This is a genomic window from Paraglaciecola marina, assembly GCF_004360155.1.
Lineage (GTDB): Bacteria > Pseudomonadota > Gammaproteobacteria > Enterobacterales > Alteromonadaceae > Paraglaciecola > Paraglaciecola marina.
The window spans coordinates 34,660-49,678 of sequence record NZ_ML178728.1 but is presented as its reverse complement, the minus strand read 5'-3'; the positions used below and the strand labels follow the sequence as shown (position 1 = coordinate 49,678).

The window sequence follows — 15,019 nt, the reverse complement described above, 5'->3', positions numbered from 1 at the left end:
GCATTTGTCCCAGCCGCGCTTTTTGCGGCGAACTTAGGCAATTTGTTATGTGACTTGTTAATAAGTGAAATTTTCCCAAAGGTCTTTGTAAGAGCTGAGAGTTTTATATAAAGCATACTTAAAGTCCCTTTTGAGAATAATAATCTGATATAAGAAATATGGTAACAGCCAAACGATAAGAAACAATACTTGAACAAATACGAAGATGAATGCCACTTCATCTAATGGGCTACCAATTAACCAAAATAGAACAGCAATTACATTGATAATTATAAATGCCCAAAGTATACCTTTAGCCTCCTTTTGCAATTCTTGTATGTCCTTTGAATTTTCCATAACTCTCTGACTATTTAGTCACATAACAATATTAATATGCGGAAAATTCCGTGTTTAAACACGGAATTTTTCTTAGATCTTGCTGTTATGCGGAATTTTAAACACTACTAGATAAATCAGCAGTACTAGTACTTACGTGAACATCAATACTAGCTAACTGTTTAACTACCTAATCTTTTAGTCGGCTAAGCCAATGCTCCTAACAAGCTTACTGCCCAAACACTGACCAACCTGTTTTTCTGGCAAGTAATTCCAAGGCCTGTGTACCAAGTTTACTATTACCTATTGGATCCAAGCCCGGTGACCAAACTGCAATCGACGCCTTGCCTGGTGCAACTGCCATAATCCCTCCACCTACACCACTTTTACCTGGCAAGCCTACTCTAAAGGCGAATTCTCCTGAGCCATCATAATGACCACACATAAGCATTAGAGAATTGATACGTTTGGCACGCTTAGAAGAGACCACACGGTATCCGGTAGTGGGGTTTACCCCATCATTTGCTAAAAACAGCCCAGCGGTTGCGAGTTGTTGGGTATTCATAGCTATTGAGCAGTGGTGAAAATACGTCCCTAGTACTGCATCCACTGGGTTTTCGAAGTGCCCAAAGGATGCCATAAAGTGGGCTAATGAGGCGTTTCTGTCACCAGTTTCTAGTTCAGAACGGGCGACTTTTTCATCTATGCTAATAGTGTCATCATTTGCCACAAAGCGCATAAATTGCAAAATTTCGGCTAGGGTTTCTTTAGGCTGGTGACCTTGCAAAATAATGTCAGCTACTGTGATGGCCCCTGCATTTATAAAGGGGTTTCGGGGTTTTCCGTGTTCGTGCTCTAACTGCACAATAGAGTTGAACGGGTCTCCTGAGGGTTCGCGGCCCACCCTATTCCAAAGACGTTCGCCTAACTTGCCCAGAGCTAAGGTTAATGTAAATACCTTTGAAATACTTTGTATTGAAAACAGCGTGTGAGCACAGCCTGCGCTATAAATGGCCCCATCTGGCAGGGCCACGCTAATGGCAAATTGCTCAGGGTCAACCTGAGCTAATTGGGGAATATAGCTGGCCACTTTGCCTTTATCGGCTTTCGCGGCCATTTGCTCCGCAATATCGTCAACTATCTGTTGCATGCTCAACTCTTAGTAATGGTGTCAGTGAAGAGCTTTAAACACCCGTCAAGTCAGACAAGAAAAACTGATAAGCAGGGTTGTGAGTTTGCTCTTGATATACATAACCAAGCTCTGCTAGATGCTGATCAAAGCTTGCTCTGTCTGCATCAGCAATATCAAATCCAGCTAACACTAAGCCTTCTGCTGCACCGTGGTTACGGTAATGAAACAAAGTGATATCCCAGCGTTCGCCTAAGGTATCTAAAAACTTCATTAATGCACCCGGGTGCTCAGGAAACTCAAAGGAGAATAGCTTTTCGTTGATAGCTGTTGGTGGTCTGCCACCTACCATGTAACGAACATGCAACTTCGCCATTTCGTTTGCTGATAAATCAAAGCTTTGATAACCGCTAACGGTGAGCGAATCAGTTAACTGTTTAAGTTCTGTTTGGCCATCGCGTAAACGAATACCCACAAATATATGGGCTTCTTTGTCTGTGGCGTAGCGGTAGTTGAACTCTGTAATCGCGCGGCCACCAAGTAAAGAACAAAAATGTCTAAATGCACCCGTTTTTTCGGGGATTTTAACGGCAATTACTGCTTCTTTTTGCTCGCCTAATTCACAACGTTCAGACACATAACGCAAGGTATGAAAGTTGATGTTAGCGCCACATAAAATCCCAGCAAACTTTTTACCTTGTTGCGGATTAGCTTTTAAATATTTGTGCATTCCGGCAATAGATAAGGCCCCTGCAGGCTCAGCAATAACACGGGTGTCATCAAAAATATCTTTAATGGCTGCACAGATTTCATCTGTATTAACAGTAATAACTTCATCAACATACTGCTGGCATAGCCTAAATGGTTCATCACCAATAATTTTAACGGCCACACCGTCTGCAAAAATACCCACATGATCAAGAGGCACAGGTTTACCTGCAGCCATGGCAGCTTGCAAGCAAGCAGACTCATCAGATTCAATGGCGATGATTTTAACGTCTGGCTTAAGCTGTTTAATAAATACAGCAATCCCTGCAATTAAGCCACCACCACCTACAGCGATAAAGAGAGTGTCCAGATCCGGTTTTTGCTCTAATAATTCTCGAGCAATTGTGCCTTGACCTACTATGACATCTTCGTCATCGAAAGGCGCAACCATAGTGTAGCCACGCTCTTCTGACAAACGAAGTGCTTCGGCTTTTGCCTCATCAAAGCTGCTACCGTGCAGCACTATATCTACATATTCACCACCAAAGTTACGCACAGCTTCTACTTTGATATCAGGAGCAGTAGCGGGCATAACAATAGTGGCTTTGATTTGTTTTTTACGGGCCGAGTACGCCACACCTTGAGCGTGATTACCTGCAGATGAGGCTACCACGCCCTTGGATAATTGCTCCGCAGATAGCTCGCTAAGCTTGTTATATGCACCACGAAGTTTAAAAGACTTCACCGGTTGTTGGTCTTCACGCTTTAACCAAATGTCATTGCCTAAGGTTTCAGACAATTTATCTAGCTTTTGCAAATCAGACTTTACAGCTACGTCATACACCTGCGCTTGTATTATTTTTTGCAGGTATTCATTGGCAGATCGTGTCATTTACTCTTCCAATTTAGACGCGTCGCGAACACCACCTTTGTCAGCACTTGTGGCTAACAAAGCATAAGCTTTTAACGCTAATGATACGTTTCTTTCTCTAGACACTGGCTTCCATGGTTTAGGACTAGCATTCATTTTGTCACGGCGCGCCTGCATTTCTTCGTCACTAATATCGATACCAATTTTACGACCCGGAATATCAATACTAATGCTGTCGCCTTCTTCAACTAGGCCTATGCCACCGCCACTTGCTGCTTCTGGTGCACAGTGACCGATAGATAATCCTGAAGTACCACCCGAGAAACGACCATCGGTAATTAACGCACATTCCTTACCCAAGCCTTTGGCTTTTAGGTAGGTAGTTGGGTACAACATCTCTTGCATACCCGGGCCACCTTTAGGGCCCTCATAACGAATAATAACGACGTCACCGGCGACGATTTTATCACCCAAAATAGCTTCAACTGCTTCATCTTGGCTTTCAAAAATACGGGCACGGCCTGTAAATTTATGGATAGACTCATCCACTCCAGCTGTTTTTACAATACAGCCGTTTTCAGCGATATTACCGAACAATACTGCTAGGCCACCCTCTTGACTGAAGGCATGGTCGATATTACGTATACAGCCATCTTCGCGGTCAGTGTCGGCGGTTGGCCAACGACAACTTTGACTAAAGGCCTTAGTAGTACGAATACCAGCTGGTCCCGCTTTATAGAACTCTAGTGCATGTTCATTTTGACCATTAGCGATATCCCACTTGCTGATTACATCACCTATACTTGTTCCCAATACATGAGGTGAATCAGGATGTAATAAACCAGCACGATTTAACTCAGCTAATATGCCAATTACGCCACCGGCTCTGTGTACATCTTCCATATGATATTTAGGAGTAGACGGCGCTACCTTACATAGATGCGGCACCTTACGAGATAGTCTATCAATATCATCAAGGGTAAATGGAATTTCACCTTCAACTGCTGCAGCCAATAAATGCAAGATTGTGTTGGTTGAACCACCCATAGCAATATCTAAACACATAGCATTTTCAAAGGCTTTGAAATTAGCAATATTACGAGGTAAAACAGATTCGTCATCTTCAGCATAATAACGGCGACATAGCTCAACAATTTGCGTTCCGGCTTGTTTGAATAAACCTTCACGGTCAGCATGTGTGGCTAGCATTGAACCATTACCCGGCAAAGACAAACCTAATGCTTCGGTTAAGCAGTTCATAGAGTTTGCGGTAAACATACCAGAACACGAACCACATGTTGGGCAAGCAGAGCGCTCAACCTGCTCACTGTCATCATCACTTATGTTATCGTCAACACCTGCCACCATGGCATCGACTAAATCGAGCTTGATTAGTTGGTCAGAAAGCTTGGTTTTACCTGCTTCCATTGGCCCACCAGATACAAAAATTACCGGTATGTTTAGGCGCATTGAAGCCATTAACATGCCTGGAGTGATTTTGTCGCAGTTTGAGATACACACAATAGCGTCGGCACAATGGGCATTTACCATGTATTCCACTGAATCGGCGATAATCTCCCGTGAAGGTAAACTATAAAGCATACCACTGTGACCCATAGCGATACCGTCATCCACAGCTATAGTATTGAATTCTTTTGCAACACCACCTGCTGCTTCTATACTACGAGCAACCAGTTGCCCCATATCTTTTAAATGAACATGCCCCGGTACAAATTGGGTAAATGAGTTAGAGACAGCAATAATGGGTTTATTAAAATCACCATCTTTCATCCCTGTTGCGCGCCATAGTGCGCGGGCACCCGCCATATTGCGGCCTTGAGTACTGGTGGCTGAACGTAATTTTGGCATTATTTCACTCTTAATTAATTGTCTAAAACGAATTATAGGTAACGACTGATGCTTTATCTTGTTAACAAAAAACCCCTCGTACTTTCGTGCGAGGGGTTTAGTAGTCTAAAAAGGTATAACCACTATCCCCGCGATGTAATAATCACCACCAATAATGTCAGGTAATTTGTTTTTACACTGGGCAGAAAAGAATAGGGCATTAGATTACAAGATTTTTATATCATCACTGGGTATAGAAATATCACGAAGGTAACAAGCTGATCAAGCATTGCTATATGCCATTTTAGAGGATCATATATTCAAGATAGGCCATTTATAAAACCAATAGTTATCTATCATTTCAATTATGGGCTTAGCTCCTCGAGTTTTTCGCCCCGATTTAAAAGTGCAATTACGATTAACTCGCAAATTTCTAGCTAAAGACTAGCCTTAAGATACAAACTTACTAAGCAATGGAGCTGCCTTATGTCTTTAGCGATCGTTTATTCTCGTGCCAGTGTAGGGATTGATGCACCGCTCGTAACTGTAGAGGTACATTTAGCCAATGGGCTGCCCTGTTTTAACTTAGTAGGCTTACCAGAAGCATCGGTTCGCGAAGCTAAAGACAGAGTACGCAGTGCGCTTATTAACTCTGGTTTTGAATTCCCAGCTAAACGTATAACTGTGAATTTAGCCCCTGCTGATTTACCTAAAGAGGGAGCTCGATTCGATTTAGCTATTGCCATTGGCATTATTGCTGCGAGCAGCCAATTACCCGAACACTCATTGCAAAACATAGAGCTGGCTGGCGAGTTAGCATTATCAGGTGAAATTCGCTCTATTAAAGGCGCACTACCTTTTACTTATGCTTGTCATAAAGCAAATAGAGCCGTGGTACTACCCGCAGAAAATGCAGCAGAGGCATCCTTAATCGATGGTGCAAAGATTTTTGCATCTAATCAGTTATTAGATGTATTTCATCATATAGCTGGGCAAAAAAATCTTAATTTTTATCAGCCTGAGTTTACGCAAAAAGAGTCCCAATACGAAAACGACCTTCAAGATGTTGTCGGTCAAGCAGCGGGTAAACGGGCCTTAGAAATAGCCGCAGCAGGGGGCCATAATTTATTATTTACTGGGCCGCCTGGCACAGGTAAAACCATGTTAGCCAGTCGTTTAGTCACCATACTACCGCCCATGTCAGATGAAGAGGCCTTAGCCTCAGCGGCTATTCATTCAATAGTAGGTAAGCCTGTAGACCCGGCCACTTGGAAACAAAGAAACTACCGCCATCCACACCACACTAGTTCAGCCGTTGCCTTAGTCGGCGGAGGGAGTGTACCTAGACCTGGTGAAATATCGCTGGCCCACAATGGTGTGCTGTTTCTAGATGAGTTACCTGAGTTCGACCGTAAGGTGTTAGATGTACTAAGAGAGCCATTAGAGTCAGGCTCGGTCAGCATTTCACGGGCGGCTAGGCAGGCGCAGTTTCCGGCACGTTTTCAATTGGTGGCAGCAATGAACCCAAGTCCAACCGGAAGTTTGCAAGATGGCCGCAGCAGTAGTGACCAAGTATTACGTTATTTAAACCGTATTTCGGGGCCATTTCTAGACCGTATCGACTTACAAGTAGACGTACCCAAGTTACCTAACAACGACTTTTCTGAACAAGTTAAATCGAGAGGAGAGAATAGCCAAACGGTGCGAGACCGAGTGGTAACGGCTCACCAATTGCAAATAAACCAAAGGGGTAAACCCAATGCACAGCTAGGCAGTAAAGAAATCGAAAAACATTGCGCCCTAAGCAAAGCAGACCAAGCATTCTTGCATAACGCAGTAGAAAAACTGGGGCTATCGTTACGAACTTACCACAGGGTATTAAAAGTTGCCCGTACCATTGCTGACTTAGCGAACTGCTCGCAAATAGAAAAATCCCACTTAGCTGAAGCCCTAAACTACCGAGCCTTTGATCGTATGTTAGTGCAGTTAACTAATAATTGATTTTTGGCTCGCTAAGGTTTTGCATAAAGATTAAAACTGAGAATGTTGCATGGGTGAAGTATCTAAAAGTTGAGCTAAATTCTTAAGTGCTAACGAAAATCTAGGCTCTGAATCTATAGCCATAACAGACAAACGAACTTTATCAATAGGCTTACCATCAGCACAAAAGTAAGTCGAACTGCTCACCAGTAACCCTTGGTTTTTAGCAGCAAGACAAAAGCTGTCGGCATTCCACTGCCCAGGTAAGGTCAACCATAAGTGATAACTAGTCACTTGTGCATTCAACTCAAACTGATTCAGGACTTTCTGCGCAATTTTTTGCCGCTTTATCGCAATAGCTTTTTGTTGGTCTGCTAATTTGAATGCCGTCCCTGATTCAATCAAATTGCTGGCTGTTTCAAATAAAAGTGGTGATGGTAACCAAACCATTGCCCTTAAAAAGGCCGCTATTTTTTTAGCTTCAGAGAGAGGTGAGTTTAAAAATCCGCAGCGGATCCCTGGGCTTACTGCCTTCGATAGGCTACTAATATGAAATGTATTCTCTGGAGCAAAATTACTAATAGCTGGTAACGGGGTTTCATTTAAAAAACCATAAATATCATCTTCGATTAGCCATGCGTTGTATTTTAAAACAGTCGCTGCAATTTGCTTACGGCGAAGAGTAGGCATAGTGATGGCGGTAGGATTTTGATGTGACGGAATAACAATCACAAGAGCAGGTTTCTCCTGTTTAAATTGCCGCGCTAAATCATTGGGGCACATCCCACTTTCGTCCATTTGAATGCCTACCACCCTTCTCCCCAAAAAGTTGGCTATAGACAAAATACCGGGGTAGGTTTGTGCTTCAACAGCTATAAGATCATCAGCTTGGGTATAAAGTTGAATGAGTGTAGATAAACCATGCTGTGCTCCATTAGTTAAATGAAGTTGCTCAACTTTTGGCATATCTAAACCATATTTAACAGCCCAATGCCTGCCTATATCTCTATGTTTTAGTAACCCAGAGTCTTCTGCATACTCGAAAAGCCTTGCATCAAAATCTTGATTAAAACTATTTTGAAATTCATGGTGCAGCCTTTTTACGTTGTGCGACATGCAAGGCTGTAATATGGATAGGTTAAACTCGTTATCAGCATCACCAGAGCGAATAACTTGGGATAGTGGTTTGTCGTCATAAACAAAACTGCCACGCCCCACAAAAGACTCAATCTTTCCCGCTGTAGCTAGAGTTTGATAGGCCTTTGAGACTGTGACCGCTGTTGTATCTAACTCTTGAGCCAACGCTCTATGAGTAGGAAGTTTACTCCCTTTAGCGTATTGCCCTAGGTCAATCCTTTTCTCAATAATGTTAGATATTTCTATGTATTTTGGGGGCTTCATGGCATCAAATACTGCAAATAAAAGATTATGGTAGCGATACCAAAGCATAAATTCAATTTTGATATATTCAAGTAATATACAAAAAGCATTATTGACATATGTCAATTTGAGTATTACTTTAGACATAGTTATATAAAGCGCTGTGTTATCAGGATAAGAATAGTAAAACCACTATAATATGGAACTTTAAAATAATAAAAATGACATAGTTCATTTATTTTTTAAATTAGTAAATAAACCCAAAAGTAGGCGTGATCATGATCCATAAAGATAATTTACCTAAAACAAATAACCTAACAGCGGCTTTTATCGGGCTAGGCGCAATGGGCTACCCAATGGCAGGACACCTGCAAACATCTGGTTACCCTACTACTGTGTTTAATCGCTCAGAGTCTAAAGCAAAAAAATGGGCAGACAAACACAATGGTGAGTACGCACTTACACCCAAAAAAGCAGCCATTAATAAAGACATTGTTTTTATATGCGTAGGAAACGATAAGGATGTTCGTGAAGTGGTTTTAGGAGACAACGGCGCGCTTGCTGGTATGAAGCAAGGTGCAATATTAGTAGATCACACCACTACATCAGCAGAGCTTGCGTTAGAACTTAAAGCAAAATGCGAAGATGCTGGATGCGAATTTATTGATGCTCCGGTCTCTGGAGGCCAAGCAGGTGCGGAAAATGGTCAGCTCACTGTTATGTGTGGAGGTAAAAATGCCATCTTTGATACTGCAAAACCAATAATACAAAGCTTTGCCAAACAAATACAATTGATGGGAGAAACAGGCCAAGGTCAAAGGACCAAAATGGTCAATCAAATATGTATAGCTGGTGTTTTGTCAGGTTTAAGTGAAGCCCTATTGCTTGCCCAAAAAGTGGGCCTTGATATCCCTCAATTAGTAGACACCTTAAAACATGGCGCGGCTGGCTCTTGGCAAATGGAAAACAGGCTTGAAACCATGTCTGAAGACAAGTTCGACTTCGGTTTTGCTATTGATTGGATGCATAAAGACTTAAGCATTTGCCTAGAAGAAGCAGCCAAACACCAACTAGCTCTGCCACTTACCGCTAAAGTCGATAATCAATACCAAGCATTGCAACAAAAGGGGATGGGGCGCTTAGATACTTCAGCCTTAGTAAAATCACTTCAAACCGACAAAAATACAATTAAATAATAGGCACAAGCATTAATGGAGTTATTAAATATAGACCTATCTTTATGGGTACTTGGAGCGCTAATTCTTGCATGTTTTGTTGCTGGATTTATCGATAGCGTTGCTGGGGGGGGAGGGCTTATTTTGTTACCTTCTTTTATCTTGGCAGGTTTACCCCCACAAGTCGCTTTAGGTCAAGGCAAACTAGTTAGTACCTTTGGCACCTTGGCTGCAATCCGCAACTTTGTGAAAAATAAAAAGGTCATTTGGAATATGGTGGCTACAGGTATACCTAGTGGATTACTGGGCTCTTATTTTGGGGCAGAAATGATCCTGATGTTCGAACCTGAAGTCGTAGCAAAAATTATTATTGCACTATTACCATTTGGCATCATGCTGTCACTTCTTCCTAAAAAAAATCATGCTGCACATCTAATAAATTTAACGAAGTTACAAGTTTACCTAATAGTACCAATTATCGTTTTTGTTATAGGATTTTATGATGGGTTCTTTGGGCCTGGTACAGGTAGTTTTTTAATCCTAGCACTGCATCTTATTTTACGCTTTGATTTAGTTACTGCTTCTGCCAACTCTAAACTGTTAAATTTCTCTAGCAATGTGGGGGCGTTAATGGCCTTTATGATAGCCGGAAAAGTTCTGTACATGTTGGCAATTCCATTAATTATAGCCAACCTCGTAGGTAATCATATTGGTAGTAGCTCAGCCATCAAGCATGGCCCTAAAGTTGTAAAAACAACCTTGAGTGTTTCCATGACCTTACTCATGGGCACTTTAGTCTATAAGTTTATTTTGTAGAAACCGTCTCTCGGTTTTAGTTTGCTAAGGCTTTAAGTAATTTAAAACTCAAAAGATGTAAATTAAACACCTTACCTCTGAAGGTGGATGTGTGGTTAAACCCATTGAAAATGAAATGTGTACTTTGCATGTGTACGAAATTCCAGCAGGCTCATAAACATAATAGCGAAACAAAAGTTATTAACTATAGGGTAAACAGGGCTTTAATCACAGGCTCATCCACGCGCTTTAGTAAACAGCACAAGCCTAGCTGGTAAGGTTCAATATTAGTGAGTGAAATACGGTTTACCTTTTGGCCAACTGAAGAGTGATCCAACACTATTTGCGGCACAATGGCTAAACCACAGCCTAAGGCCACCATGCTGACTATTGCTTCATTACCCGCTACTTTAGCGTATACACGGGGGCGAATACCTTGTTCGGTTAGCCAGTGATGCACAATTCGTTTTGATGGACCAGATTCTGGCAACACCATGGCGTGAGTTCGCCAATCTACTTGTTCTAGCCGAGTTAATAATGTGTCTTTGGGGGCAATTAAGACTAAAGGCACTTCACCTAAGGGCAAAAAGTGTAGTTCTTTTGGAAAATCTGGAGTATGAATCGCAATCGCTGCATCTGCGTCTTGTTGCATCACCTTTATAACAGATAAAGCAGGGTCCCCAGTGGCGAGCTTGATTTCAATTTGTGGATATTTATGTCGAAAATGATCCAATAAGTTAGGTAAATGACTTTGGCTAGCGGTAACCGAGCAATACACACTAAGTTCACCTTGCAATTGTTGATGAGACTGTTGCAATTGGGTTTGCACCTTCTTCCATTCACTCAACATTTGTTGGCTAAACCCCAACAAACTAGAACCTGCCGCCGTAAGTTTTACCTTGCGATTATCCCTCACAAATAGTGGTGTACCGCATTCATCTTCTAAACGCTGAATAGAACGGCTTAAGGTAGAAGGGCTTACAAACTTGGCTTGTGCGGTACGACTAAAATGCAAGCTAGTTGCCAGATGCTGAAATAATTCTAAGCTACGTATATCCAATCGACTTCCCCCAGCCACACAATATTGCATTTAATGAAACACTACATTGCAAATATATCATTTTAAACAACAAAGAACATTGTCTATTATCTCACCATCGTAAATGAAAAGACTCATTTACACAGAAAAGATTAGGATTTTTTAGATGGCAAATTATTTCAATACATTATCGCTACGTCAGCAATTAGACCAAATTGGTCGCTGTCGTTTTATGCAACGTTCAGAATTCTCTACTGGTTGTGATTTTCTTAAAGGTAAGAAAATCGTCATAGTAGGCTGTGGTGCGCAAGGTTTAAACCAAGGTTTGAACATGCGTGACTCTGGTTTAAACATCTCTTATGCACTACGCCAAGCTGCAATTGATGAAAAGCGTGATTCGTTCCAACGTGCTAGCGACAATGGTTTTACTGTTGGTACTTACCAAGAGCTTATTCCAACAGCTGACATCGTTTATAACCTTACCCCAGATAAGCAGCACTCAAGTGTCGTTGAAGCGGTTATGCCGTTAATGCAACAAGGTGCAACTTTAGGTTATTCACACGGTTTCAATATTGTTGAAGAAGGCCAACAAATTCGTTCAGACATTACTGTTGTAATGTGTGCCCCTAAGTGTCCAGGTACTGAAGTACGTGAAGAATATAAGCGTGGATTTGGTGTACCAACTCTTATCGCTGTTCATCCAGAAAACGACCCTCAAGGCCAAGGTTGGGATATCGCTAAAGCATTAGCATCTGCTACAGGTGGTGACCGTGCAGGTGTTCTTGAATCTTCATTTGTTGCTGAAGTTAAGTCTGACTTAATGGGTGAGCAAACTATTCTATGTGGTATGCAACAAGTTGCAGCTATCTTAGGCTACGAAAAAATGATTGCTGACGGCATCGACGCTGGCTACGCAGGTAAACTTATCCAAGACGGTTTAGAAACTATCACCGAAGCACTTAAAATCGGTGGTGTAACTAACATGATGGACCGCTTGTCTAACCCTGCAAAAATCAAAGCGTTTGAATTAGCTGACGAATTAAAAGTATTGTTAGGTGACTTATTTGGTAAGCACCAAGATGACATCATAAGCGGTGAATTTTCTCGCACTATGATGGAAGACTGGGCTAACGGCGATGCTAACTTACTTAAATGGCGTGAAGAAACTGGCGAGACCGGTTTTGAAAATGCACCTGAGTTTGCTGGCACTATCGATGAACAAGAATACTTCGACCACGGTGTTTTCTTAGTCGCAATGATCAAAGCCGGTGTTGAACTAGCGTTTGATGTGATGGTTGAAGCTGGAATTTTACCAGAATCCGCATACTACGAATCACTTCACGAAACTCCGCTTATTTCTAACACAATCGCACGTAAGCGTTTGTACGAAATGAATGTAGTTATCTCTGATACTGCCGAATACGGTAACTATTTATTTGCTAACGCTGCAGTGCCAATTTTACGCGAGAAACTAATGCCAAATATCGGCACTGATTTAATCGGTAAAGCATACACAACTGCAACGAACAGCGTAGACAACAAAAAATTAGTTGATATCAATAAAGAAATCCGTGAAAGCGGCGTTGAAACAATAGGCGCAACCTTACGTGGTTACATGACTGATATGAAAACAATTGTTGAGTCAGCATAGAATTTATCTGACTTAACACTGACGATTTCTGTCGTAAAAGTGTTAAAGCCTTTGGCCTAACACTTCCCTGTTGCCCAACCTTATGGTTGGGCTTTTTTATGGGAAAATAAAATAATCGTATTCATATTGATACAGCAATACGCAATAAAAAATCGCTGGCAACTCAATTACAGGGAAGAAAAATAAACCATAAATTTTAAGCATTTATAAAGTGTTTATTGTTTGTTACTAGAAGCAGACTAAAAATAGTTATTCTCAACACTAGCTCTTTGTTTTTAAAGGGCTAACACCTTGGCGCGCCAATTGCTCTAGCTTAGCTTTATATTAAAATTTATGCGTAATCATTCAGGCGCTCATCTAGTAAATCGGAACATTAAATGAATCAACCAATATCGCGTCTATCTCAGGTAGGTGACTGGATTTTCGAAGTCAAAATGGTCAGGGCCTTAAAAGTAAAAAATCACGGAGACCCTTACTCTGCAATCGCTAACCTTACTGCCAATGGTGATCAAATGTATATTGACTCGCACTTATCAATCAATGATGAAGACTTAACTAAAGAGGACTTTCTAACTATCTATAAGTTTTGTCAGTCTATGGGAATGAAAAACATTAGCTACGATCGCATTAAAAATGGTCTTAAATCATCTAAGCAGGTCGAAATAATTCAAAATACCGCTCCACAATTTCGGTTGGTAGAATAAAGAATGTTTTAAGAGGAAAGAAATAAGGTAAAAAAGCGCTAAGTAACTCACTTAACATGAACAACTTGTTACAAAGCGCCTAAAACTGAACAGTGAAGGTTCAAATTGAAGCCACAAGGCTTAAACTTAGACTAACAAGTAATTCCTGAACCAAAGATGAACAGTCCACCAGTAAACATCATTAATATTTGAGTAAGGAAGGGCTATTCCGCTTTCCAATAAAATACAAAAGAAATCAACCCAAACACACAAAACCCTACCGCAATAGGTGTAACTGTCTGCTCAATAAAGCCCCCTATAAATACTGCGATAGGCACCGAAAACAAACTACTTAACGAACCAATAATAGCAGCGCCCAAACCAGCCATGCTGCCCAAGGGTTGCATGGCCATAGCGTTAATATTACCGAACAAAATACCTATACAGAAAAAAGCACAAAACAACACAGACACAAACATCCACATGGGTGGAATACCGGCGTAAAACCAACATAAAGTAAGCAACAATGAGGAGAATATTAACCAACCTATCATTGCCCAAGTACATAAGGTTCGCATACCTAAACGCATCACTAATGTACCGTTAATAAAAGAGGCAAAACCGATGGAAAAGGCCAATAACGCAAAATACAAAGGGAACAGCTCACCTGCATCATAAATATGTTGAAAGATTGTTTGTGAGGCGCTGATGTATGCCAAAAAAGCCCCGAAAGATAGCCCCATAGATAGGGTGTAAAACATCACTAACTTGTGGGTCAAAATAAACTTACTTGACTGCCAAAGCTGTGGCCAACTAAATGGTTGGCGCATTTCTTTTGGTAGGGTTTCTGGCTGGCGAATGAAAAACCACAAGCCTACTAGTAATCCAATTAATAAAAATGAAGAAAAAATATGTCGCCACGACGCCCAAAACATAATGGCTTGACCAAAACTTGGGGCGACCATAGGCACTAAAATAAACACCATCATGATAAAAGACATAACACGCGCCATGGCTTCGCCTTCGTACTTGTCGCGAATTACCGCCAAAGCTGCGATCCTAGGGCCTGACACTCCAAATGCCTGAATAACACGGCCCACCAACATAACGGTTAACGACTCAGCCAACATACAAATGACCGAACCAATAGCGAAAATTATTAATCCAGATAAAATGGCATAACGCCTTCCTTTATCATCTGATACTGGCCCGTAATAAAGCTGGCCAAAACCCATTCCAATGAAAAACATAGACACAATAAGATGTGTATCTTGGGCATTATTAATCTGTAGGTCTTGGCCAATGTGATGTAAGGCAGGCAGCATTGCGTCTATGCTCAAAGCAACCAATGAGGTCATTACCGCCATTAGCGCTACAAACTCACTTAAACCTATATCAGGCTTAGTTAATGGTTGTTTAATATGCTCTGGTGAGGACATTTTAAT

At 41.4% G+C, this 15,019-nt stretch carries 11 protein-coding genes; 5 read left to right on the top strand and 6 right to left on the bottom strand.

Translation table 11 applies throughout. From position 1 onward, the window contains the following. Positions 1-544: 544 nt before the first annotated feature. The 3 genes from EOK74_RS05675 to ilvD are packed head-to-tail and all read right to left on the bottom strand — an operon-like array spanning position 545 to position 4,892. Positions 545-1,465, bottom strand: a complete 921-nt coding sequence (locus EOK74_RS05675; RefSeq protein WP_133468959.1) for a glutaminase — start codon at positions 1,463-1,465, stop codon at positions 545-547. Positions 1,466-1,499: 34 nt separating this feature from the next. Continuing rightward, the gene (gene ilvA, locus EOK74_RS05670) at positions 1,500-3,044 is read right to left on the bottom strand and encodes a threonine ammonia-lyase, biosynthetic (RefSeq protein ID WP_133468958.1); all 1,545 of its coding nucleotides are present in this window, start codon (positions 3,042-3,044) and stop codon (positions 1,500-1,502) included. Continuing rightward, positions 3,045-4,892, bottom strand: coding sequence for a dihydroxy-acid dehydratase (ilvD, locus tag EOK74_RS05665; protein ID WP_133468957.1), 1,848 nt, complete (start codon positions 4,890-4,892; stop codon positions 3,045-3,047). 465 nt (positions 4,893-5,357) lie between these two features. Here ilvD and EOK74_RS05660 point away from each other — a divergent pair, with 465 nt between their 5' ends. After that, a complete protein-coding gene (locus EOK74_RS05660) occupies positions 5,358-6,872 on the top strand; it encodes a YifB family Mg chelatase-like AAA ATPase (protein ID WP_133468956.1) in 1,515 nt (504 codons plus the stop codon). A gap of 30 nt (positions 6,873-6,902) precedes the next feature. On the opposite strand, the gene EOK74_RS05655 is transcribed toward EOK74_RS05660, so the two are convergent. Next, positions 6,903-8,357 carry an aminotransferase-like domain-containing protein gene (locus EOK74_RS05655; RefSeq protein WP_205964530.1) on the bottom strand — a complete coding sequence of 485 codons (1,455 nt, stop codon included), beginning with the start codon at positions 8,355-8,357 and terminating at the stop codon, positions 6,903-6,905. Between the two features lie 152 nt (positions 8,358-8,509). On the opposite strand from EOK74_RS05655, the gene EOK74_RS05650 reads away from it, so the two are divergent. Both EOK74_RS05650 and EOK74_RS05645 read left to right on the top strand, forming a co-directional pair. Continuing rightward, a complete protein-coding gene (locus tag EOK74_RS05650) occupies positions 8,510-9,427 on the top strand; it encodes an NAD(P)-dependent oxidoreductase (protein WP_133468955.1) in 918 nt (305 codons plus the stop codon). Between the two features lie 15 nt (positions 9,428-9,442). Beyond that, positions 9,443-10,222, top strand: a complete 780-nt coding sequence (locus tag EOK74_RS05645) for a sulfite exporter TauE/SafE family protein (RefSeq protein WP_133468954.1) — start codon at positions 9,443-9,445, stop codon at positions 10,220-10,222. A gap of 184 nt (positions 10,223-10,406) precedes the next feature. On the opposite strand, the gene ilvY is transcribed toward EOK74_RS05645, so the two are convergent. Then, positions 10,407-11,261, bottom strand: a complete 855-nt coding sequence (gene ilvY, locus EOK74_RS05640) for an HTH-type transcriptional activator IlvY (protein WP_133468953.1) — start codon at positions 11,259-11,261, stop codon at positions 10,407-10,409. Positions 11,262-11,406: 145 nt separating this feature from the next. On the opposite strand from ilvY, the gene ilvC reads away from it, so the two are divergent. Together ilvC and EOK74_RS05630 are read left to right on the top strand one after the other, a co-directional pair. Beyond that, positions 11,407-12,891 carry a ketol-acid reductoisomerase gene (gene ilvC, locus EOK74_RS05635; RefSeq protein WP_133468952.1) on the top strand — a complete coding sequence of 495 codons (1,485 nt, stop codon included), beginning with the start codon at positions 11,407-11,409 and terminating at the stop codon, positions 12,889-12,891. A gap of 377 nt (positions 12,892-13,268) precedes the next feature. Then, positions 13,269-13,595 carry a hypothetical protein gene (locus EOK74_RS05630; RefSeq protein WP_133468951.1) on the top strand — a complete coding sequence of 109 codons (327 nt, stop codon included), beginning with the start codon at positions 13,269-13,271 and terminating at the stop codon, positions 13,593-13,595. 203 nt (positions 13,596-13,798) lie between these two features. On the opposite strand, the gene EOK74_RS05625 is transcribed toward EOK74_RS05630, so the two are convergent. Further along, positions 13,799-15,013: a multidrug effflux MFS transporter gene (locus EOK74_RS05625; protein ID WP_133468950.1), complete on the bottom strand. Its 1,215-nt coding sequence runs from the start codon at positions 15,011-15,013 to the stop codon at positions 13,799-13,801. Between the last annotated feature and the right edge of the window lie 6 nt (positions 15,014-15,019).